Source organism: Fulverythrobacter fulvus (assembly GCF_037154085.1).
Lineage (GTDB): Bacteria > Pseudomonadota > Alphaproteobacteria > Sphingomonadales > Sphingomonadaceae > Andeanibacterium > Andeanibacterium fulvum.
This window is the reverse complement of record NZ_JBANRM010000001.1, coordinates 790,431-809,145: the sequence shown is the minus strand read 5'-3', so window position 1 is coordinate 809,145 and position 18,715 is coordinate 790,431. Positions and strand designations below refer to the sequence as shown.

At 63.3% G+C, this 18,715-nt stretch carries 30 protein-coding genes; 25 read left to right on the top strand and 5 right to left on the bottom strand.

The window, feature by feature from the left end:
• The first annotated feature begins 3 nt into the window (after positions 1-3).
• The 23 genes from rpsS to rplQ all read left to right on the top strand — a co-directional run bounded on the left by rpsS (position 4) and on the right by rplQ (position 13,065).
• Positions 4-282 carry a 30S ribosomal protein S19 gene (gene rpsS / locus WFP36_RS03875; protein ID WP_336977993.1) on the top strand — a complete coding sequence of 93 codons (279 nt, stop codon included), beginning with the start codon at positions 4-6 and terminating at the stop codon, positions 280-282.
• Complete coding sequence (gene rplV, locus WFP36_RS03870) at positions 282-659, top strand: 50S ribosomal protein L22 (protein ID WP_054530253.1); 378 nt, start codon at positions 282-284, stop codon at positions 657-659. Before rpsS ends, rplV begins: the two co-directional genes overlap by 1 nt.
• A 2-nt stretch (positions 660-661) precedes the next feature.
• Positions 662-1,357: a 30S ribosomal protein S3 gene (gene rpsC, locus WFP36_RS03865; protein WP_336977992.1), complete on the top strand. Its 696-nt coding sequence runs from the start codon at positions 662-664 to the stop codon at positions 1,355-1,357.
• A 20-nt stretch (positions 1,358-1,377) separates the two neighbouring features.
• Entirely contained in the window at positions 1,378-1,809 is a 432-nt protein-coding gene (rplP, locus tag WFP36_RS03860) for a 50S ribosomal protein L16 (RefSeq protein WP_226792785.1), read from the top strand.
• 3 nt (positions 1,810-1,812) lie between these two features.
• Positions 1,813-2,016: a 50S ribosomal protein L29 gene (gene rpmC, locus WFP36_RS03855; protein WP_336977990.1), complete on the top strand. Its 204-nt coding sequence runs from the start codon at positions 1,813-1,815 to the stop codon at positions 2,014-2,016.
• Between the two features lie 11 nt (positions 2,017-2,027).
• On the top strand, positions 2,028-2,309 hold the full coding sequence (rpsQ, locus tag WFP36_RS03850) for a 30S ribosomal protein S17 (RefSeq protein WP_054530249.1): 282 nt from the start codon (positions 2,028-2,030) through the stop codon (positions 2,307-2,309).
• Between the two features lie 61 nt (positions 2,310-2,370).
• Positions 2,371-2,739 (top strand): 50S ribosomal protein L14, encoded by a 369-nt coding sequence (gene rplN / locus WFP36_RS03845; RefSeq protein ID WP_336977987.1) that lies wholly within the window; start codon positions 2,371-2,373, stop codon positions 2,737-2,739.
• Complete coding sequence (gene rplX / locus WFP36_RS03840) at positions 2,739-3,059, top strand: 50S ribosomal protein L24 (RefSeq protein ID WP_336977985.1); 321 nt, start codon at positions 2,739-2,741, stop codon at positions 3,057-3,059. Before rplN ends, rplX begins: the two co-directional genes overlap by 1 nt.
• Positions 3,052-3,633, top strand: a complete 582-nt coding sequence (gene rplE / locus WFP36_RS03835) for a 50S ribosomal protein L5 (protein WP_226792789.1) — start codon at positions 3,052-3,054, stop codon at positions 3,631-3,633. Before rplX ends, rplE begins: the two co-directional genes overlap by 8 nt.
• A 26-nt stretch (positions 3,634-3,659) precedes the next feature.
• Positions 3,660-3,965 (top strand): 30S ribosomal protein S14, encoded by a 306-nt coding sequence (gene rpsN, locus WFP36_RS03830; protein ID WP_226792790.1) that lies wholly within the window; start codon positions 3,660-3,662, stop codon positions 3,963-3,965.
• A 10-nt stretch (positions 3,966-3,975) separates the two neighbouring features.
• Positions 3,976-4,371 carry a 30S ribosomal protein S8 gene (rpsH, locus tag WFP36_RS03825; protein ID WP_226792791.1) on the top strand — a complete coding sequence of 132 codons (396 nt, stop codon included), beginning with the start codon at positions 3,976-3,978 and terminating at the stop codon, positions 4,369-4,371.
• Complete coding sequence (rplF, locus tag WFP36_RS03820; RefSeq protein ID WP_054530244.1) at positions 4,371-4,904, top strand: 50S ribosomal protein L6; 534 nt, start codon at positions 4,371-4,373, stop codon at positions 4,902-4,904. The genes rpsH and rplF overlap by 1 nt, the downstream gene beginning before the upstream one ends.
• 1 nt (position 4,905) lies before the next feature.
• Positions 4,906-5,250, top strand: a complete 345-nt coding sequence (rplR, locus tag WFP36_RS03815) for a 50S ribosomal protein L18 (RefSeq protein ID WP_336977981.1) — start codon at positions 4,906-4,908, stop codon at positions 5,248-5,250.
• A 2-nt stretch (positions 5,251-5,252) separates the two neighbouring features.
• Positions 5,253-5,990 carry a 30S ribosomal protein S5 gene (gene rpsE / locus WFP36_RS03810; protein WP_336977979.1) on the top strand — a complete coding sequence of 246 codons (738 nt, stop codon included), beginning with the start codon at positions 5,253-5,255 and terminating at the stop codon, positions 5,988-5,990.
• Between the two features lie 6 nt (positions 5,991-5,996).
• A complete protein-coding gene (gene rpmD, locus WFP36_RS03805; RefSeq protein ID WP_054530242.1) occupies positions 5,997-6,173 on the top strand; it encodes a 50S ribosomal protein L30 in 177 nt (58 codons plus the stop codon).
• A gap of 91 nt (positions 6,174-6,264) precedes the next feature.
• On the top strand, positions 6,265-7,416 hold the full coding sequence (locus WFP36_RS03800; protein WP_336977977.1) for an acyltransferase family protein: 1,152 nt from the start codon (positions 6,265-6,267) through the stop codon (positions 7,414-7,416).
• Positions 7,417-7,487: 71 nt separating this feature from the next.
• Positions 7,488-7,976 carry a 50S ribosomal protein L15 gene (rplO, locus tag WFP36_RS03795; RefSeq protein ID WP_336977975.1) on the top strand — a complete coding sequence of 163 codons (489 nt, stop codon included), beginning with the start codon at positions 7,488-7,490 and terminating at the stop codon, positions 7,974-7,976.
• A 123-nt stretch (positions 7,977-8,099) separates the two neighbouring features.
• Positions 8,100-9,464 carry a preprotein translocase subunit SecY gene (gene secY / locus WFP36_RS03790; RefSeq protein ID WP_336977974.1) on the top strand — a complete coding sequence of 455 codons (1,365 nt, stop codon included), beginning with the start codon at positions 8,100-8,102 and terminating at the stop codon, positions 9,462-9,464.
• 60 nt (positions 9,465-9,524) lie between these two features.
• Positions 9,525-10,172, top strand: coding sequence for an adenylate kinase (locus WFP36_RS03785; RefSeq protein ID WP_336977973.1), 648 nt, complete (start codon positions 9,525-9,527; stop codon positions 10,170-10,172).
• Between the two features lie 409 nt (positions 10,173-10,581).
• Entirely contained in the window at positions 10,582-10,950 is a 369-nt protein-coding gene (gene rpsM, locus WFP36_RS03780) for a 30S ribosomal protein S13 (RefSeq protein WP_226792798.1), read from the top strand.
• A gap of 54 nt (positions 10,951-11,004) precedes the next feature.
• Positions 11,005-11,394, top strand: a complete 390-nt coding sequence (gene rpsK, locus WFP36_RS03775) for a 30S ribosomal protein S11 (protein WP_054530236.1) — start codon at positions 11,005-11,007, stop codon at positions 11,392-11,394.
• A 106-nt stretch (positions 11,395-11,500) separates the two neighbouring features.
• Positions 11,501-12,556 (top strand): DNA-directed RNA polymerase subunit alpha, encoded by a 1,056-nt coding sequence (locus WFP36_RS03770; protein WP_336977970.1) that lies wholly within the window; start codon positions 11,501-11,503, stop codon positions 12,554-12,556.
• A gap of 86 nt (positions 12,557-12,642) precedes the next feature.
• A complete protein-coding gene (rplQ, locus tag WFP36_RS03765) occupies positions 12,643-13,065 on the top strand; it encodes a 50S ribosomal protein L17 (protein ID WP_336977969.1) in 423 nt (140 codons plus the stop codon).
• 89 nt (positions 13,066-13,154) lie between these two features.
• Here the strand turns inward: rplQ and WFP36_RS03760 are convergent, their stop codons facing one another.
• Positions 13,155-13,928, bottom strand: coding sequence for a hypothetical protein (locus tag WFP36_RS03760; protein WP_336977968.1), 774 nt, complete (start codon positions 13,926-13,928; stop codon positions 13,155-13,157).
• A gap of 201 nt (positions 13,929-14,129) precedes the next feature.
• Here WFP36_RS03760 and WFP36_RS03755 point away from each other — a divergent pair, with 201 nt between their 5' ends.
• Both WFP36_RS03755 and WFP36_RS03750 read left to right on the top strand, forming a co-directional pair.
• On the top strand, positions 14,130-14,729 hold the full coding sequence (locus WFP36_RS03755) for a hypothetical protein (protein WP_336977966.1): 600 nt from the start codon (positions 14,130-14,132) through the stop codon (positions 14,727-14,729).
• 137 nt (positions 14,730-14,866) lie between these two features.
• Entirely contained in the window at positions 14,867-15,568 is a 702-nt protein-coding gene (locus WFP36_RS03750; RefSeq protein WP_336977964.1) for a hypothetical protein, read from the top strand.
• Here WFP36_RS03750 and WFP36_RS03745 read toward each other — a convergent pair.
• From WFP36_RS03745 to WFP36_RS03730, 4 genes are read right to left on the bottom strand one after another with little or no spacing between them, the layout of a single operon-like run.
• Positions 15,547-16,191 (bottom strand): trimeric intracellular cation channel family protein, encoded by a 645-nt coding sequence (locus WFP36_RS03745; protein WP_336977962.1) that lies wholly within the window; start codon positions 16,189-16,191, stop codon positions 15,547-15,549. The genes WFP36_RS03750 and WFP36_RS03745 overlap by 22 nt on opposite strands.
• Positions 16,188-16,874, bottom strand: a complete 687-nt coding sequence (locus tag WFP36_RS03740) for a PepSY domain-containing protein (RefSeq protein WP_336977961.1) — start codon at positions 16,872-16,874, stop codon at positions 16,188-16,190. The genes WFP36_RS03745 and WFP36_RS03740 overlap by 4 nt, the downstream gene beginning before the upstream one ends.
• A 46-nt stretch (positions 16,875-16,920) precedes the next feature.
• Positions 16,921-17,343 carry a VOC family protein gene (locus WFP36_RS03735; RefSeq protein ID WP_336977960.1) on the bottom strand — a complete coding sequence of 141 codons (423 nt, stop codon included), beginning with the start codon at positions 17,341-17,343 and terminating at the stop codon, positions 16,921-16,923.
• Positions 17,340-18,692 (bottom strand): amidohydrolase, encoded by a 1,353-nt coding sequence (locus WFP36_RS03730; RefSeq protein ID WP_336977959.1) that lies wholly within the window; start codon positions 18,690-18,692, stop codon positions 17,340-17,342. The genes WFP36_RS03735 and WFP36_RS03730 overlap by 4 nt, the downstream gene beginning before the upstream one ends.
• Positions 18,693-18,715: the final 23 nt, after the last annotated feature.

Below are 18,715 nucleotides of genomic sequence, written 5' to 3'. Positions count from 1 at the left end.
CCCATGGCTCGTTCCGTCTGGAAAGGCCCGTTCGTCGACCTGCATCTGCTGAAGAAGGCAGAAGACGCGCAGGATCAGGGCACTCGCGCTGGCGCGATCAAGACCTGGTCGCGTCGTTCGACGATCCTGCCGCAGTTCGTTGGCCTGACGTTCAACGTCTACAATGGCCAGAAGTTCATCCCCGTCTCGGTCAACGAGGAAATGGTCGGTCACAAGCTTGGTGAATTCGCGCCCACGCGCAATTTCCCCGGCCACGCAGCCGACAAGAAGGGTAAGCGCTGATGAGCAAGCAGAAAGCTCCCCGTCGCGTCGGTGAAAAGGAAGCGCTGTCGGTCGGCACCACCATCCGTGGTTCGGCTCAGAAGCTCAACCTCGTCGCCGGTCTGATCCGCGGCAAGAAGGCTGAAGAAGCCCTCAACATCCTGACCTTCTCCAAGCGGGCGATGGCGCAGGACGCGAAGAAGGTGCTCGCCTCGGCGATCGCCAATGCCGAAAACAACCACAATCTCGACGTCGACGCTCTGATCGTCGCCGAAGCGAGCGTGGGCAAGTCGGTGACCATGAAGCGGTTTCACACGCGCGGTCGTGGCAAGTCCACGCGCATCCTGAAGCCGTTCAGCCGGCTGCGTATCGTCGTCCGCGAAGTCGAGGAGGCCTGATCATGGGTCATAAATCAAACCCCATTGGCCTGCGCCTGCAGATCAACCGCACCTGGGACAGCCGCTGGTACGCCGAAGGGCGTGACTATGCCAAGCTGCTCGAGGAAGATATCAAGATCCGCAAGTTCGTGATCGCAACCCTGCCGCAGGCCGCGATCTCCAAGATCGTGATCGAGCGTCCGGCCAAGCTGTGCCGCGTCAGCATCTATGCTGCGCGTCCCGGCGTGATCATCGGCAAGAAGGGCGCCGACATCGAGAAGCTGCGCACGCAGCTTTCGAAGATGACCCAGAGCGAAGTGAAGCTGAACATCGTTGAAATCCGCAAGCCGGAAATCGACGCCAAGCTCGTCGCCCAGGGCATTGCCGACCAGCTCGTTCGCCGCGTGGCTTTCCGCCGTGCGATGAAGCGCGCGATGCAGTCCGCCATGCGTCTCGGTGCCGACGGCATCAAGGTGATGTGCGGCGGCCGTCTCGGCGGCGCCGAAATCGCCCGTGTCGAGCAGTATCGCGAAGGTCGCGTGCCGCTGCATACGCTGCGCGCCAATGTCGATTATGCCGAAGCCGAGGCGCTGACCGCCTATGGCATCATCGGCATCAAGTGCTGGATCTTCAAGGGTGAGATCTTCGCCCACGATCCGCTCGCGCAGGACCGGCTGATGATGGAGGCTCAAACCTCCGGCGTCCGTCCGGCGCGCTGATCGGGAGCTGAGTAGAGACAATGCTGCAACCGAAGAAAACCAAGTTCCGCAAGGCGTTCAAGGGCCGCATCAAGGGTGATGCCAAGGGTGGTTCGAGCCTGAACTTCGGCTCCTACGGCCTCAAGGCCCTCGAGCCGGAGCGGATCACCGCCCGCCAGATCGAAGCGGCTCGCCGTGCGATCACGCGTCACATCAAGCGCCAGGGCCGTCTCTGGATCCGCGTCTTCCCGGACGTGCCGGTTTCGAAGAAGCCTGCCGAAGTCCGTCAGGGTAAGGGCAAGGGTTCGATCGAATATTGGGCTGCCCGCGTTAAGCCGGGTCGCATCCTGTTCGAACTGGACGGCGTCGCCGGCCCGCTCGCAGCCGAGGCTTTCAGCCGCGCTGCGATGAAGCTGCCGATCAAGACCAAGGTCGTTGCCCGTCTCGGCGACACCTCGCACCTGGAGGGCTAAGCGATGAACAAGATCGAAGATCTCCGCACCAAGACCGACGACCAGCTGACCGCTGAACTCGTCGACCTCAAGCGCGAGCAGTTCAACCTGCGCTTCCAGGCCGCGACCAACCAGCTCGAGCGTCCCGCCCGAGTGAAGGAAGTCCGCCGCGAGATCGCGCGCATCAAGACGCTGCAGAGCGAACGCGCTGCGGCCGCCAAGGCCTGAGGAGTTAGACGATGCCGAAGCGTATCCTGATCGGGACCGTCGTCTCCGACAAGACCGACAAGACCGTCACGGTCAAGGTCGAGCGTAAGGTGAAGCACCCGCTGTACGGGAAGATCATCCGCCGCTCGAAGAAGTACCACGCCCACGACGAAGACAATTCGTTCAAGGTTGGCGAAACCGTTCGGATCGAAGAGACCCGCCCGATTTCGAAGACCAAGAGCTGGAAGGTCCTCGACCGGGTGACGGCCGGTAAGGGCACGGCTCTCGAAGCCAATCTCGAAGCCGAAGCGTAAGCTGAAGATTTTGGAACTGCCGGACTGGTTTCGGCAAGCCGATTGAGAAGGAACCGGATCAATGATCCAGATGCAATCCAACCTCGACGTCGCGGATAACAGCGGCGCGAAGCGCGTCCAGTGCATCAAGGTGCTGGGCGGCTCCAAGCGCCGTACCGCTGGCGTTGGCGACGTGATCGTCGTCTCCATCAAGGAGGCGCAGCCGCGTGCTCGTGTGAAGAAGGGTGACGTTCACCGCGCCGTTATCGTGCGCACCAGGAAGGACGTTCGCCGTCCCGATGGCAGCGTGATCCGCTTCGACACCAATGCCGCTGTTCTCGTGAACAAGAACGAGGAGCCGATCGGCACTCGTATCTTCGGCCCCGTGGTTCGCGAACTTCGCGGCAAGGGCTTCATGAAGATCATCTCGCTCGCACCGGAGGTGCTGTAATGTCTGCCGCGAAGATCAAGAAGGGCGACACCGTCGTTGTTCGTTCGGGCAAGGACAAGGGCCGCACCGGCACCGTGCTGAAGGTGCTTCCGCAGGACGGCAAGGTCGTGGTGCAGGGCGTCAACGTCGCTGCCCGCCACCGCAAGCCGTCGCAGGCGAACCCGCAGGGCGGTATCGACCGCTTCGAAGCGCCGCTCGCCGTTTCCAAGGTTGCTCTGGCCGATCCCAAGTCGGGCCAGGCGACGCGCGTTCGCTTCGAAGAGCGTGATGGCAAGAAGGTCCGTGTGGCCGTGAAGTCCGGGGAGGTCATCAGTGGCTGACAATTATACCCCTCGCCTCAAGCAGAGCTATGAGGACCAGATCGTCAAGGCGATGACCGAGAAGTTCGGTTACAAGAACCGCCTTGAAGTTCCGAAGCTGGAAAAGATCACGCTCAACATGGGCGTTGGCGAAGCCAGCCAGGACAAGAAGAAGGTCCAGACGGCCGCCGAGGAAATGGAACTGATCGCCGGCCAGAAGCCCGTGATCACCAAGGCGAAGAAGTCGATCGCTCAGTTCAAGCTGCGCGAAGGCATGCCGATCGGTTGCAAGGTTACCCTGCGCCGCGAACGCATGTACGAATTCCTCGATCGCCTCGTGACGATCGCGATGCCCCGCATCCGCGACTTCCGTGGTCTCAATCCGAAGAGCTTCGATGGCCGTGGCAACTATGCCATGGGCGTGAAGGAGCAGATCATCTTCCCCGAGATCAGCTACGACAAGATCGACAAGGTGCGTGGGATGGACATCATCGTCACCACCACTGCGAAGACCGACGAGGAAGCCCGCGAGCTTCTGCGTCTGTTCGGTTTCCCTTTCCCTGCCGACCAGCAGGACCAGAAGGAAGCGGCGTGAGCCGCTGATAGAGAGAGCTTAAGTCCATGGCGAAACTGAGTTCCGTGAACAAGAACGAGCGTCGCAAGCAGCTCGTGAAGAAGTATGCGGCGAAGTACGCAAAGCTGAAGGCCATTGCCGACAATGAGTCGCTCGATGAAACCGAGCGTCTGATGGCTCGCCTGAAGCTGGCGGAAATCCCGCGTAACGCGAACCCCACCCGTGTGCGCAACCGCTGCGCCACCACCGGCCGTCCGCGCGGCTATTATCGCAAGTTCGGCCTGTGCCGCATCGAACTGCGGGATCTGGCCAACAAGGGCCTCATCCCCGGTGTGACGAAGTCGAGCTGGTAAGGATCCGCAAATGGCTATGACCGATCCCCTGGGTGATATGCTCACCCGCATCCGCAACGGCCAGCAGGCGAAGAAGGATTCTGTCCTTTCGCCCGCTTCCAAGCTGCGCGCCAACGTGCTCGAAGTGCTCCGCCGCGAAGGCTATATCCGTGGTTACTCGGAAGATGCCACCGGCAAGCACCCGCAGCTGCGGATCGAACTGAAGTATTTCGAAGGCGAGCCCGCGATCAAGCATGTCGCTCGCGTGTCCAAGCCTGGCCGCCGCGTCTATTCGGGTTCCAAGGAACTTCCGAATGTCCGCAACGGCCTTGGCATCACCATCGTCTCGACGCCGCGCGGCGTGCTTTCGGATGCCGAAGCGCGCGCGCAGAATGTCGGCGGCGAAGTGCTGGCGGAGGTGTTCTGATGAGCCGCATCGGTAAAGTGCCGGTGACGATCCCCAGTGGCGTCACCGCCGATATCAACGACGGTATCCTCACCGTGAAGGGCCCGAAGGGCACTCTCACGCTGGGTCTTGCCGACGATGTTACTTACGAGCTGCAGGACGGGACGATTTCCATTCGTCCGGCCAATGACAGCAAGCGCGCCCGCTCCTTCTGGGGCATGCAGCGTACGCTGGTTGCCAACCTCGTCTCGGGCGTGACCGAAGGCTACACCAAGGTGCTGGAAATCACCGGTGTGGGTTATCGTGCGCAGGCCCAGGGCGCGAAGCTCAAGCTTCAGCTCGGCTACAGCCACGACGTCGACCTCGACGTGCCGGCAGGCCTCGAAGTGAAGACGCCCGATCAGACCACGGTCGAGATCACCGGCATCGACAAGCAGATGGTCGGCCAGTTCGCGGCCGAAGTTCGTCGCTGGCGCAAGCCTGAGCCCTATAAGGGCAAGGGTATCAAGTATCGCGGCGAGTACATCTTCCGCAAGGAAGGGAAGAAGAAGTAAGATGGCCAAGCTCTCCCTTTTCGAACGTCGCCGGCGCCGCGTGCGCACCGCGCTCAAGAGCCGTGCGGGCGGTCGTCCGCGTCTGTCGGTGCACCGCACCGGCCGTCACATCTACGCGCAGATCATCGATGACGCCGAAGGCCGCACCGTGGCCGCCGCGTCGACGCTGGGCATCAAGGCCAGCGGCGCCAATGTCGATGCTGCCTCGCAGGTGGGCAAGGACATCGCCGCCGCCGCCAAGAAGGCTGGCGTGACTACCGTCGTGTTCGATCGCGGCGGCTTCCTGTTCCATGGCCGCGTCAAGGCGCTGGCCGACGCCGCGCGCGAAGGCGGGCTGGAGTTCTGATGATGGCTGACGAGATCAACAACGAACAGACCCCGGAAACCACCGGTGCCGTCGAAGCCGCGGTGGAAGTGACCACCGGGGAAACCCGCGAAGGCCGTGGTGGCCGTGGCCGTGGCCGCGGTGGTGACCGTGGCGAGCGCGGTGAACGTGGCCGTGGCCGTCGTGACGACCGCCGTGGCGGCCGTGGCGGCGAGGAAGAAGCGGGTGAGGAGCTGATCGAAAAGCTCGTTCACATCAACCGCGTCTCCAAGACCGTCAAGGGCGGTAAGCGCTTTGGTTTTGCCGCGCTGGTCGTGGTGGGTGACGGCAAGGGCCGCGTTGGCTTCGGCCACGGCAAGGCTCGCGAAGTGCCGGAAGCCATCACCAAGGCCACTGCTTCTGCCAAGAAGAAGATGGTGCGCGTGCCCCTCAAGGAAGGCCGCACTCTGCACCATGATGGCAAGGGCCGCTTCGGTGCCGGCAAGGTCAACGTGCGCAGCGCCCCGGCGGGTACCGGCATCATTGCCGGCGGTCCGATGCGCGCCGTGTTCGAAAGCCTGGGCGTCCACGACGTGGTGACCAAGTCGGTCGGCACTTCGAACCCCTACAATATGATCCGCGCCACTTTCGATGCGCTGATCAACCAGACTTCGCCGAAGTCGGTTGCCCAGCGTCGCGGCAAGAAGGTCGCCGACCTGCTCGGCCGTGGCGGCGCTAACGAGGCCGAGGCTGAAGCCGACGCCGCTGCCCTGACGGAGTAAGCACCGATGGCAAAGATCAAGATCAAGCAGATCGGTTCGCCGATCCGCCGGCCCGAAAGCCAGAAGAAGATCCTCATCGGCCTGGGCCTGGGCAAGATGCACCGCGTCGTCGAGGTGGAAGACACCCCGGAAGTGCGCGGCGCCATCGCCAAGCTGCCCCATATGGTGGAAGTGGTCGGCTGACCGTTCCCCACCGATACGGACAAGGAAGACCCCGGCCATCGTGCCGGGGTTTTTCGTAAGCGCAGAGAATTCGCGGGAGCAAGGGCGCGCAATGGAAGGCAGAGGCGCGGCACAGGGAACGGGCAGGGCGGAGCGGAAGGCGGCCAACCGGCCTTATCTCTCGCTGATCGACGGGGTGCGCGGCATCGCGGCACTGTCGGTGCTGTTCTACCACTATGTCCATTTCTTCATGTCCGGTTCCGACCGGCGCAAGGTGCCCGGCTATCTCGAGCTGTTTCCGGGGCGCGAGTTTCTTTGGCCCGCCTATGAGTGGGGCTATTTTGCGGTCCAGATATTCTGGCTGATCTCCGGCTTCGTATTTGCCCATGTCTATTACGGCCACCGGGTGGGCACGCGCAGCTTCCTCGTCAACCGGATAGCGCGACTTTATCCGCTGCACCTGTTGACCTTGCTTGTAGTGACCGCGCTGCAATTGGTCGCGCTGCATCGCCTTGGTTACACGCCGATCTACGGTAAGTTCGACTGGCAGCATTTCGTCGCCCAGCTCTTCATGGCGTCCGACTGGATCCGTACGGGCCTGTCCTTCAATGGGCCGGTCTGGTCTGTATCGGTCGAGATCGCGGTCTATGCCGTGTTCTGGCTCACGCGCGGATTGGCCCGGCGTTTCGGGGCATTCTTCACGATCGCCATGGCGCTCGGCTTTGCCTGGGCGGACCATGAATGGGGTGCCCAATCCGGTGTCTTGTCCTGCGGGTCCTATTTCTTCGCCGGCTGCACGCTCAGCGTGCTGCGTGAAGGGCGCCTCGGCAAGGGCTGGTGGCTGGCGGGGCTGGTGGCACTGCTCGCGGCGGTGGGGCTGGCGGTCACCCTTCACTGGGGCGTCTGGGGCTGGCGGGCCTTCGGTATTACCGGCATGTTCGGCGCGCTCTTCCTGCTGCTGGCCCAATGGCAGAGCCGGGCGCCTGCCTGGCTCGACCGCAGCTGCGAGTGGTTGGGGGAGAACACCTATGGCGTGTATCTCTGGCACTTCCCGCTTCAGCTTACCCTGATGCTGGTGCTGATGCCGGCGATAAAGACCCAGGAGATTGCCCAGAACTGGTGGTTCCTGGCGCTCTATTTCATTCTTGCAGTGACCATCGCGCGAGTAAGCTACGTCTGGTTCGAACGGCCAATGCGCGATTTCCTGCGCGATCGCCTCGGCGGTTCGCGCCATGCCCGGAAGGATGTGGCCAAAGGGGGGTGACAAGCTCCCCCCTTTCCCTTAAGGGCCCGCCTTTCCATTCAGCGCGAACAAAGCGAAAGCGAGTGCAAATCATGAAACTGAACGAAATCCGTGACAATGCCGGCGCCCGCAAGGGTCGTATGCGTATCGGCCGTGGTATCGGCTCCGGCAAGGGCAAGACGGGCGGCCGCGGCCAGAAGGGTGCCAAGGCACGTTCGGGCGTCTCGATCGCCGGGTTCGAAGGCGGCCAGATGCCGCTTCACATGCGCATCCCGAAGCGCGGCTTCAACAATCCCTTCGGCAAGGACTATGCCGAAGTGAACATCGGCATGATCCAGAAGTTCATCGATGCCGGCAAGCTCGACATCAAGGGCACTGTCGATCACGCGGCCCTGCAGGCTGCCGGTCTTGCCCGTGGCGGCAAGGACGGCGTGCGTCTGCTCGGCAAGGGCGATCTCTCGGCCAAGGTGTCGTTCAAGGTCGCCGGCGCCAGCAAGGGCGCTGTCGCTGCGGTTGAAAAGGCTGGCGGTTCGGTCGAACTGCTCGCTGCTGCCGCTCCTGCGGCCGAAGCTTCCGAATAATTCGGGGAATCGTCCGGGCGGGGGTGGTCGCATCTCCGCCCGGCCCCTATATGGGCTTCAGCTGATAGGACGGGGGAAGATCGGCATATGCTGCCGCGCCCCCAATAAAGGTTAAGCGTTCCCATGGCATCACGCGCCGACAACATTGCGAGCAACCTCAATCTCGCCAACTTCTCGAAGGCGACCGAGCTCAAGCAGCGCATCTGGTTCACGATCGGCGCGCTGATTGTCTTCCGGTTCCTGAGCTTCGTTCCGCTGCCCGGCGTCAACCCGCTGATCCTTGAGGATCTCTATTCGCAGACGCGCGGCGGTATCCTCGACCTGTTCAACACTTTCTCGGGCGGCAGCCTTGAGCGCATGAGCCTCATCGCGCTCGGCATCATGCCCTACATCACGGCTTCGATCGTGGTGCAGCTCGCAGCCTCGCTTCATCCCGCTCTCGCGGCGATCAAGAAGGAAGGCGAAAGCGGGCGCAAGAAGCTCAACCAATATACCCGTTATGGCGCGGTGTTCCTCACCGCGGTCCAGGGCTGGTTCCTCGCCTCGGGTCTCGAAAGCTATGGCGCGCAGAGCGGCCTGCAGGCCGTGGTCGAGCCGGGTATTTCCTTCCGTATCGTGGCGGTGATCAGCCTGATCGGCGGCACCATGTTCCTGCTGTGGCTGGGTGAGCAGATCACCTCGCGCGGCATCGGCAATGGCGTGTCGCTGATCATCATGGCCGGCATCGTTGCCCAGTTCCCGACCTTCACGACGAATATGTTCGAAGGCGGTCGCTCGGGTTCGATCAATCCCTTCGTGATCGTCGGCTTTGTCGGGATGGTCGTGGGCCTCGTATTGCTGATCTGCTTCATGGAGCGTGCCCAGCGGCGCCTGCTGATCCAGTATCCCAAGCGAGCGAGCCAGCACGGCATGATGCAGGCCGATCGCAGCCACCTGCCGCTCAAGCTCAACACCGCAGGCGTGATCCCGCCGATCTTCGCCAGCTCGCTGCTGCTGCTGCCGCTGACGATCAGCCAGTTCGCCGGCAATTCGGTGAGCACGGACAGCACGCTGGGCGGCATCATCGTGACGCTGAACCAGTATCTGCAGCACGGCCAGCCGCTTTACATGACGCTCTATGCGATCGGCATCATCTTCTTCTGCTTCTTCTACACCGCCGTGGTGTTCAATCCGGAAGAGACGGCCGACAATCTTAAGAAGAATGGCGGCTTCATCCCCGGCATCCGTCCGGGCAAGAACACCGCCACCTATCTGGATTACGTCCTGACGCGCATTACCGTGATCGGTGCTGTCTACCTCACCGTGGTGTGCTGTCTTCCCGAATACATGATCGCGCAGACCGGCGTTCCGCTGTTCCTTGGCGGCACCAGCCTGCTGATCGTGGTGAACGTGACTGTGGATACAATTACCCAGATCCAGTCGCACCTTCTGGCGCACCAGTATGGTGACCTTATCAAGAAGGCGAAGCTGAAAGGCCGACTGCGCTGATCGGCGGGCGGGCTGCAAGGCCCGCCCGGGTCGACAGTGCCGGATCAATGGGGAGGGCAAATGAACATCATTCTTCTTGGGCCTCCGGGCGCGGGCAAGGGGACGCAGGCAAAGCGTCTCGTTGAGCGCCACGGCATGCGCCAGCTTTCGACCGGGGACATGCTGCGCGCTGCGGTGAAGGCGGAAACTCCGACCGGGCTTCGCGTGAAGGCCGTCATGGAAGCGGGGGAGCTCGTTTCCGACGAGATCGTCTCGGCGCTGATCTCCGACGAGCTCGAAGCAATGGGCGAGGGCGTAGGCGCCATCTTTGATGGCTATCCGCGCACGGCCGAGCAGGCTCATGCGCTGGACGAGATCCTGGCCGCGCACGGCCGTACGCTTGGCCATGTGATCGAGCTGGAAGTGAACGAAGACGCGCTGGTGGAACGCATCACCGGCCGCTTCACCTGCGCCAAGTGCGGGCAGGGCTATCACGACAAGTTCGAGCAGCCCAAGGTCGAAGGCGTATGCGACAAGTGCGGCGGGACCGAGTTCAAGCGCCGTCCCGACGACAATGAGGAAACGGTGCGCACCCGTCTGGCCGAATACCGCGCCAAGACCGCGCCGATCCTGCCGATCTACGAAGCGCGCGGAATCGTCAGCCGGGTCGACGGCATGGCCGATATCGACGTGGTGACGGCGGGCATCGAGGCTATCCTCGGCAACTGATCCGTTCCGGAACATGCGGGCCGTGCCGATCCCTTTGCGGGGCGGTGCGGTCCGATTGTCTGGGGCAGGGCGGCCTTGTTCGGGAACCGCCGGGCGGCCGATGGATTGATGGCTTTGACCGGGGCCTCTCTCTCGGGTATATACTTAAGCATTCGGCAATCACGCCCGCTGCGTTGGGCGCGGAATGCGCGTGCAAGCTAGCGGTTGACGCCGTGCGAGAATCGGCGTAGGCGCCTTTCCCTCCGATAATGACGGACAGTCCGGCAGGCGGCAATTCAGTGTTCGCCGTCCGGGCTTTTTGCCGTGGCGAAAAAGTCGTCTTTGCCGGAGATGCGCAACGCGTTGAGATAGAGGTTTGTCCGCCCGCCATCGGGCGATCCGGATGCCCTCTGTGGAGCAGGAGAATTAAGTGGCTCGTATTGCCGGGGTAAACATCCCCACCAACAAGCGCGTGATCATCGCGCTCACCTACATTCACGGTATCGGCCCCAAGTCGGCCAAGGACATCGCGGACAAGCTGGGCATCGACCACAGCCGCCGCGTTCAGGATCTTTCCGATGCGGAAGTCCTGCAGATCCGCGAAGCGATTGACGCTGGCTACACCGTGGAAGGTGACCTTCGCCGTAACACCGCGATGAACATCAAGCGCCTGATGGACCTGGCCTGCTATCGCGGCCTCCGCCATCGCAAGGGCCTGCCCGTCCGTGGCCAGCGCACGCACACCAATGCGCGCACCCGCAAGGGCAAGGCCAAGCCGATCGCAGGTAAGAAGAAGTAAGCACCGGCCTTTCAGGCACGGCTTCCTTCTCATTTTCAGGACAGGATACGAACCATGGCACGCGAACCCCAGCGCATTAAGCGCCGCGAGCGTAAGAACATCACCAGCGGCGTCGCTCACGTGAACGCCAGCTTCAACAACACCATGATCACCATCACGGACGCCCAGGGCAATGCGATCAGCTGGTCCTCGGCCGGTATGATGGGCTTCAAGGGCAGCCGCAAGTCGACGCCTTATGCCGCGCAGGTCGCCGCCGACGACGCCGGCAAGAAGGCCGCCGAGCACGGCGTGCGCACCCTGGAAGTCGAAGTGAAGGGCCCGGGTTCGGGCCGCGAGAGCGCCCTGCGCGCCCTTCAGGCGGTGGGTTTCACCATCACCTCTATCCGCGACGTTACGCCGATCCCGCACAATGGCGTGCGGCCTTCCAAGCGTCGCCGCGTCTGATTTGAACCTGCCCGCGGCCCTTCGGGGCCGCACAGTAATTCGGATCGGCCGCGGCGCATCCGGCGCCGACGGCCGATCCCGCAAATAAAACCTCTAGGGGAAGTCCATGTCCGTCAACATGAAGAACTGGCAGGAACTCAAGAAGCCCAACAGTCTGGAAGTGAAGGCCGGAGGCGACGGCCGCCGCAAGGCGACCTTCATTGCCGAGCCGCTGGAGCGCGGCTTCGGCCTGACGCTGGGCAACGCCCTGCGCCGCGTGCTGCTGTCCTCGCTGCAGGGCGCCGCGATCACCTCGATCAAGATCGAGAACGTGCTGCATGAATTCTCCTCGCTCGCCGGCGTGCGCGAGGACGTGACCGACATCGTCCTGAACGTGAAGCAGATCGCGCTCAAGATGGAAGGCGAAGGCCCCAAGCGGCTGCAGCTTTCGGCGACCGGCCCGGCCGAAGTGAAGGCGGGCGACATTGCCGTTACCGGCGATATCGAGGTGATGAACAAGGATCTCGTGATCTGCCATCTCGACGAAGGTGCCACGCTGAACATGGAACTCACCGCCGATACGGGCAAGGGCTATGTCCCGGCGGTTTCCAATCGTCCTGTCGATGCGCCGATCGGCCTGATCCCGGTGGACTCGCTCTACTCGCCGATCAAGCAGGTCAGCTACAAGGTCGAGAACGCTCGCGTTGGCCAGGAACTGGACTATGACAAGCTGAGCCTGAACGTCGAAACCGACGGTACGGTCACCCCGGAAGACGCCGTGGCCTATGCCGCGCGCATTCTGCAGGACCAGCTGACCCTGTTCGTCCACTTCGAAGACGGTATTCCGCAGCCTTCCAGCCCGATGATCGGCATTGCCGCTCAGCCGGAAGAATCGGACGCCAACCAGCTCAACCGCTACCTCCTCAAGAAGGTGGACGAGCTGGAGCTTTCGGTGCGTTCGGCCAATTGCCTCAAGAACGACAACATCATCTATATCGGCGACCTGGTCCAGAAGACCGAAGCCGAGATGCTGCGCACGCCGAACTTCGGCCGCAAGTCGCTCAACGAGATCAAGGAAGTCCTCAGCTCCATGGGCCTGCGCCTGGGCATGGACATCCCTGGCTGGCCGCCCGAGAACATCGAGGAAATGGCCAAGAAGCTCGAGCAGGAACTGCTGGGCTAACAGCTTTAGGGTGAAGGCGGCGACCCGCAACTGCCGCCGGGATTGGGCTACCTCGCACGGGCCCCTTACGAACGAAGGATAGTAAAATGCGTCACAAACTTTCCGGCCGCAAGCTGCAGCGCAAGTCCGGCCATCGCGCCGCCCTCATGCGCAACCTGGCTGCCGCGCTGATCAAGCACGAGCAGATTCAGACCACCACGCCCAAGGCCAAGGAACTGCGCCCCTATGTCGAAAAGCTGATCACGCTGGCCAAGCGCGGCGGCCTTTCGAACCGTCGTCTCGCGCATGCGCGCGTGCTGGACGAGGCTCAGGAAAAGAAGCTCTTCGAAGTTCTGGCCGCGCGCTATGCCGGTCGTGACGGCGGCTACACCCGCATCATCAAGGCAGGCATCCGCGCTTCGGACGCCGCCCCGATCGCGATCATCGAACTGGTTGACCGCGACGTGGAAGCCAAGGGCCAGGATAGCGGCCCGGTGATGAGCGAGGAGCTGGACATGGCCGAAGCCTGATCCAGCCCGCAAGCTGATTGGAAAACCCGCCGGGAGCGATCCTGGCGGGTTTTTCTTTGGGTCTTACCCTCGATGGGATGCGCGCCACCTCATTCCCATTCAGGTTCGCCGGGGCCGGCATAGGGCGCACGTCCTTCCGCGATTGCTTCCCGCATCTTCTCCGTCAGCGCATAGACGAAATCGGCGGGAATGAGGGCGAAGTGGCTTTCGGCCTCGGCGATCTCGGCCGCGTCGTTCGTCAGAAACCCGTCCAGATAGAGCGCCTGCGCGACCTTGTTGTGTTCGAAGGCGATGGAGTCCTGATCCCCGGCCGCATCCGCCAACTGCAGGCGATTGGCATGGATGTTGGCTTTCGACCATGCGCGCCAGCGTGGATCGTCCAGATAGGCGCCGAGCGCGAAAAGATCGCCCGTGATTTCGCGATATTCATAAAGCGGCTTGGCCTCATAGTCCGGGGCGGCCATCACCGGCTCCAGCGCGGCGAGCGAGCGGGTGAGCAGGTCGACCCGCTCGGTGCGGGCCTGATCCTCGCCCGCGGTCAACTGGCGATAATAGGCGGCGTAATAGAGCGCGACGCCCAGTTCCCGCTTCATCTCGAGCGCCAGTTCCGGGTCTTCGCCATAGGTTGCCAGCGCCGCTTCCGCCCTGGTCGCAGCGGCCAGGAGATTCTCGACTGCCTCCGCCTGCCGTTCATCCGGAAGGCCGAGATTTTCCCCGATTTGCGAATTGATCTGCCATTTGAGATCGACCCCGGCGCTGCGCTGTTCCTCGCTGAGCGCCTGAACGGGGGAGGCGATTGCCGCCATCTGCGCTGCGAGGCCAAGGGCGAAAGAAAAGGCGATCGGTCGGCGCAGAATGGTCATGCAGATACTCGTCCCGTTGGCAGTTTCCGAGGTGTAGCGCGCCTGCTGCATCCCGATAGTGCCTTTATGGCCGTTCAGAAAACAAACCTCATTTATGAATGATCGCTGTCGGCCCGATTCAGCATCGCCACACCCACGAATCGGTACACCCCCTCTCATGGAAGGGCATTTCCGCCCCATTGGATGAAGAGGACAGTACCCATGAAGACCATTACCAAGGGCCTGGTCGGAACCGTCGCGGCTGGCGCCGTGGCGATGGCTTCGGTCTCCCCCGCTTACGCTCGCAATGGCCATGACGACCGGATCGATGCCGGCGACGTGATTGCCGGGGCTTTGATCATCGGCGGTATCGCGGCCATCGCGGCTGCGGCTTCCGACAATGATCGCGACCGCTACGATTATGACCGCGGCTATGGCCGTGACGGCTATCGGGATCGCGATGGCTATGACGATCGCTATTATGGAGACCGTCGAGGCGGCAGCGCGCGCAGCGCGGTGGAACAGTGCGTCAACGTGGCAGAGCGTCAGGCCAGCCGTTACTCCTATGGCGGCCGGGCGGATGTGACCGATATTCGCAATATCAGCCGCACTCGCGACGGGTACCGGGTCAAGGGCCGTATCGCGGTGAATACGCGCGGCCATGACTGGCGCCGGGGCGACAATCGCTACGGCAATGGCTGGGGCGGCGATTATCGCGGGTGGAACAATCGCCTGTCGGGCTACGATGCGGGCAATTTCACTTGCAAGGTCCGCTACGGCCGGGTCGTGGATGTCGATTATAGCGGCATTCGCGGACTGTAATCCCCCCGGTGCCCGGCAGAACCTTCGACCGGGCACCCCATCTTGAAGCGAAGGCGGTTCAGGCGCAGGAAAGCCTGGACCGCCTAGCTTGATCCAACGATCCGGCCATGCCGGTATCGCCTCTGGGAGCCATTGAGATGCCCCGTTCGTTCTTTCGTCACGCTTCTGCCACGCTCGCTCTAGCGGCGGCATTGTCCATGGCGGCCACTCCCGCTTCGGCGGCGAACCTTCCCGCCCAGTCGCGCGCGCCGCAGGGTGTTGCGCAGCCTCTGCCTGCCATTGGCGGTGCCGAGACCATGGCCGGGTGGGGCGGGCGCCATCATCGCGATCGCGGCGGTATCGATGCGGGCGACGTATTGGCCGGCGTGCTCATCATCGGGGGTATTGCCGCCATCGCCAGTGCGGCGAGCAATTCCAGCAGGGATTCCGGGCCGAGCGAGGACTATCGTTATCGCGAGCCTTCCTATCCTTATCCGGACGAGCGCCCGGACTATCGCGAGCAGGACAGCTATCGCGGATCGACCTATTCCGGCGGCGGAATCGACAATGCCGTGAGCATCTGCACCGATCAGGTGGAGCGCGGCGATACGCGTGTGGCGAGCGTCGATAATGCGGCACGCACGGCGGATGGCTGGCGGATTTCGGGCCAGCTCGACACGGCCGGCGGGTTCAATTGCTGGATCGATAATGACGGCCGCGTCCGCAACGTCGATCTGGGCGGCGTGTCGCTGAATGGCGATGCCTATCCGGGCTCGGACAATCAGTGGGACGACGATAGCTATGCCCGCGCGCGGCAGCAGTCGGGCTATCCCGGAGATTACGACGGCTCAGGCGGCTGAGTGCCTCCGCGCGAATAGGCTGGCAGGTAAAATCCCCAATGCAATGCCGCGCCGCGCAGGGCAAAGCCTGCCAGCGCGGAGACGCCCCATACCAATGGAGCATTGAGGTTCAGCGCCAGCCCTGCCGCGCAGGTGAAGGCGGAGAGGGCGGCGGCCGTCACGTAAAGCTCCGGCCGCATCAGGATGGAGGGAACGCCCGCGAGCACGTCGCGAATGATCCCGCCGACGCAGCCCGTCACGATGCCCAGGATCGCCGCCGGAACCGGCGTTGCCCCAAGGGAGAGGGCCTTGGCCGTGCCCAGCACGGAAAACACCGCGAGCCCTATCGCGTCCAGCCATTCGAGCAATTGCCCCTCCCACCAGCGATGCGGGGTGAACCACGCCACCAGTGCCACGGCCATGATGACTGGGGCGATCCATGGATCGTGCAGCCAGAAGGCGGGCACGCCCAGCAGCACATCGCGCACCGATCCGCCGCCGACACCGGTAACCAGCGCGAAGAACGACATGGTCACGAAGGTCTGGCGCATCTGTGCGGCCAGCAGCGCTCCGCTGAGCGCGAAGACGGCCACGCCCGCGACATCGAGTGCCGGGGGCAGGGCCAGTGTCGCGCTGGCGCTCATGACGCCTTCACCCGTGCCTTGCGGCGGCGGAACATCAGGATACAGCCGAGCAGGGCCCCTGCCACCGAAATGCCCGCGAAGATCAGCAGGATCGCGTGATGGGCATTCTCGCGTGTCTTGAGGTCCATGATGTGCAGGCCCCACATGAAATCATAGGCACGCCAGAAGCCGGTCCGGACGGCCACGACCTCGCCGGTAACGTCGGCGATGTAGAGATGCGTGCCGTCCGAGAAGCGGGCCTGCCAGCTGTCGATGGGTTGGCGCAGATCCGATGGGGCGACATCGCCGGGGAAATAGGTGACGCCTTCCAGCGTGGCAGTGCCGATATAGGCCTGATCCGCGATGGCTCGAGCCTCGTCCTTCGTTACGGGCCCCAGCACGGTGCCGTCGCGCGCGGAATAGCGATAGCGCGCGCCGTCGGTCTGCGTCACGATCCACACTGGTCCATCTGCCTGCGCGGCCAGGGTCATTTCCTTTACCTTGCCAAGGCGGGGCGGGATGACCAGCGCATCCGTTGCGACAGTGTCCGGCCGGGCGAGCAAGTGATCGCCGCGCACTTCGCCGATCGGGCGGGCAGCCATGAACAGGCCGGTCACGGTCCACATCAGGATCGGGAACCCGGCCAGCCAGCCTAGCCAGATATGCCAGCGTGCGAAGCGCTGCATGGTGGTCGCTCTTGCCATTCGCTCCTCCGGCCGCCCGTTCGTTTGCAGCAGCCTTAGCGCAGGTTCATTCCGTGGCGAACAACTGCTTGAGATCGGCAAAGGCCTTCATCTCGATCGCGTTCCCGGAAGGATCGCGGAAGAACATCGTCGCCTGCTCGCCGGGCAGGCCCTTGAAGCGGATGTAAGGCTCGATCGCGAATTCCACGCCCGCAGCCTTCAGCCGATCGGCCAGGTCCTGCCAGTCGTCCAGCGTCAGCACGATGCCGAAATGGGGGACGGGGACATTGTGCCCATCCACGGGATTGTTGGCGTTGGCGGCCGCCGCATCGGGGGCCAGATGAGTGACGATCTGGTGGCCGTAAAAGTCGAAATCGATCCAGTGATCGCTGCTGCGCCCTTCGGGGCAGCCCATGATTCCGCCCCAGAAGGCGCGCGCTTCTTCGAGATCGCGGACGGGAAAGGCGAGGTGGAACGGGCGCAGGCTCATTTCGGGGAAGTTCCGCTTTCAGGATGGACGCCGCCGACGATCGACATGACGAGCGCGCGCACGCCGGCGCGGATGGTCGGATCTGGAGTGGGGGCGAAGAAGGGGGAATGGTTGACGGGCAGGGGCTCGCCCTTGGCCTTTGCTGCGGCAATGGCGTCCGGTGAATAGCCGCCAATGCCAAAGAACAGCGAGGGTACGCCCGCCGATACGAATTCCGAATAATCCTCGCTCGCCGAAACGGGCGGGGCGTCGCGCGGGACGAACTGGATCGCGTCGCCATAAAGCGGCGCAAGCAGCGCCCGCGCCTGTTCGGCCATGCTGCCATCGTTGATGAGAGCCGCCGTTCCTCCGATGTAATTGATCGTGGGTTCGGGTGCGCGGGCCATCATCGCGCTGGCCTTGGCGGTGCGAACGACTCCGTCCTGAAGCAGCGCGCGAACATCCGCGCTGTTGGATCGCAGATTGACCTTCAGCAAGGCGCTGTCGGGAATGATATTGGCCACTGTGCCCGCCTGGAAGGCGCCCACGGTCAGCACGCCGAATGCGGCGGCATCCTTCTCGCGGCTCACGACTGTCTGGGCATCGGTGACGAAATGGGCCGCCATGGTGATCGGATCGATCGTGGCGCTGGGCATGGAGCCGTGGCCGCCGCGCCCGTGGAAGGTGATCTCGTAACTGTCCGATGCAGCGCCTGCCGCTCCGGGCCTGATCTGGACAGTGCCTGCGGGCAGGTTGCTGACATGGGCGGCAAAGCCGAAATCGGGCTTGCCGAAGCGCTTGAACAGATCGTCGTCCAGCATGGCGCGCGCGCCGCCCAGGCTTTCCTCGGCGGGCTGGGCAATGAACATCAGCGTGCCGCGCCACTTGTCCTTCATCTCGGACAGAGCCTGCGCGGTGCCGGTCCACCACGCCATGTGAAGATCATGGCCGCAGCTGTGCGCTACGAAGCTCTCCGCTCCGTCGCCCTGCTGGCGGACGCGGCTGGCATAGGAAAGGCCGGTCTTCTCCTCCATGGGGAGGGCGTCCATTTCCGTGCGGACGAGGATCGTCGGCCCGTCGCCATTGCGCAGGATGCCGACTACGCCGGTGCCGCCGACCTTTTCCGTCACGGTGAAGCCGGCCGCGCGCAGTTTGCCCGCCAGCAGGGCGGCCGTGCGGGTTTCCTGCATGCTTAGTTCGGGATGCTCGTGCACATCCCGATATTGCGCTGCGAGCGCCGGATAGGCCTTGTCCAGAATGGCTTCGAGCTGTGCCCGCGCCGCCGGAAGGTCAGGACTGTTCGCCCAGGCCGGTGTGGCGAGCGCGCAGGCGAGCGACAGGCCCAAAGGCCATGCAATCAGGTTCCTCATCGGCGCAGGATAGCCCTAGCCAG

Coding starts and splice junctions, on each gene's coding strand:
- rpsS (WP_336977993.1), top strand. CDS start 4: ATGGCTCGTTCCGTCTGGAAAGGCCCGTTCGTCGACCTGCATCTGCTG.
- rplV (WP_054530253.1), top strand. CDS start 282: ATGAGCAAGCAGAAAGCTCCCCGTCGCGTCGGTGAAAAGGAAGCGCTG.
- rpsC (WP_336977992.1), top strand. CDS start 662: ATGGGTCATAAATCAAACCCCATTGGCCTGCGCCTGCAGATCAACCGC.
- rplP (WP_226792785.1), top strand. CDS start 1,378: ATGCTGCAACCGAAGAAAACCAAGTTCCGCAAGGCGTTCAAGGGCCGC.
- rpmC (WP_336977990.1), top strand. CDS start 1,813: ATGAACAAGATCGAAGATCTCCGCACCAAGACCGACGACCAGCTGACC.
- rpsQ (WP_054530249.1), top strand. CDS start 2,028: ATGCCGAAGCGTATCCTGATCGGGACCGTCGTCTCCGACAAGACCGAC.
- rplN (WP_336977987.1), top strand. CDS start 2,371: ATGATCCAGATGCAATCCAACCTCGACGTCGCGGATAACAGCGGCGCG.
- rplX (WP_336977985.1), top strand. CDS start 2,739: ATGTCTGCCGCGAAGATCAAGAAGGGCGACACCGTCGTTGTTCGTTCG.
- rpsN (WP_226792790.1), top strand. CDS start 3,660: ATGGCGAAACTGAGTTCCGTGAACAAGAACGAGCGTCGCAAGCAGCTC.
- rpsH (WP_226792791.1), top strand. CDS start 3,976: ATGGCTATGACCGATCCCCTGGGTGATATGCTCACCCGCATCCGCAAC.
- rplF (WP_054530244.1), top strand. CDS start 4,371: ATGAGCCGCATCGGTAAAGTGCCGGTGACGATCCCCAGTGGCGTCACC.
- rplR (WP_336977981.1), top strand. CDS start 4,906: ATGGCCAAGCTCTCCCTTTTCGAACGTCGCCGGCGCCGCGTGCGCACC.
- rpsE (WP_336977979.1), top strand. CDS start 5,253: ATGGCTGACGAGATCAACAACGAACAGACCCCGGAAACCACCGGTGCC.
- rpmD (WP_054530242.1), top strand. CDS start 5,997: ATGGCAAAGATCAAGATCAAGCAGATCGGTTCGCCGATCCGCCGGCCC.
- WFP36_RS03800 (WP_336977977.1), top strand. CDS start 6,265: ATGGAAGGCAGAGGCGCGGCACAGGGAACGGGCAGGGCGGAGCGGAAG.
- rplO (WP_336977975.1), top strand. CDS start 7,488: ATGAAACTGAACGAAATCCGTGACAATGCCGGCGCCCGCAAGGGTCGT.
- secY (WP_336977974.1), top strand. CDS start 8,100: ATGGCATCACGCGCCGACAACATTGCGAGCAACCTCAATCTCGCCAAC.
- WFP36_RS03785 (WP_336977973.1), top strand. CDS start 9,525: ATGAACATCATTCTTCTTGGGCCTCCGGGCGCGGGCAAGGGGACGCAG.
- rpsK (WP_054530236.1), top strand. CDS start 11,005: ATGGCACGCGAACCCCAGCGCATTAAGCGCCGCGAGCGTAAGAACATC.
- WFP36_RS03770 (WP_336977970.1), top strand. CDS start 11,501: ATGTCCGTCAACATGAAGAACTGGCAGGAACTCAAGAAGCCCAACAGT.
- rplQ (WP_336977969.1), top strand. CDS start 12,643: ATGCGTCACAAACTTTCCGGCCGCAAGCTGCAGCGCAAGTCCGGCCAT.
- WFP36_RS03760 (WP_336977968.1), bottom strand. CDS start 13,928: ATGACCATTCTGCGCCGACCGATCGCCTTTTCTTTCGCCCTTGGCCTC.
- WFP36_RS03755 (WP_336977966.1), top strand. CDS start 14,130: ATGAAGACCATTACCAAGGGCCTGGTCGGAACCGTCGCGGCTGGCGCC.
- WFP36_RS03750 (WP_336977964.1), top strand. CDS start 14,867: ATGCCCCGTTCGTTCTTTCGTCACGCTTCTGCCACGCTCGCTCTAGCG.
- WFP36_RS03745 (WP_336977962.1), bottom strand. CDS start 16,191: ATGAGCGCCAGCGCGACACTGGCCCTGCCCCCGGCACTCGATGTCGCG.
- WFP36_RS03740 (WP_336977961.1), bottom strand. CDS start 16,874: ATGGCAAGAGCGACCACCATGCAGCGCTTCGCACGCTGGCATATCTGG.
- WFP36_RS03735 (WP_336977960.1), bottom strand. CDS start 17,343: ATGAGCCTGCGCCCGTTCCACCTCGCCTTTCCCGTCCGCGATCTCGAA.
- WFP36_RS03730 (WP_336977959.1), bottom strand. CDS start 18,692: ATGAGGAACCTGATTGCATGGCCTTTGGGCCTGTCGCTCGCCTGCGCG.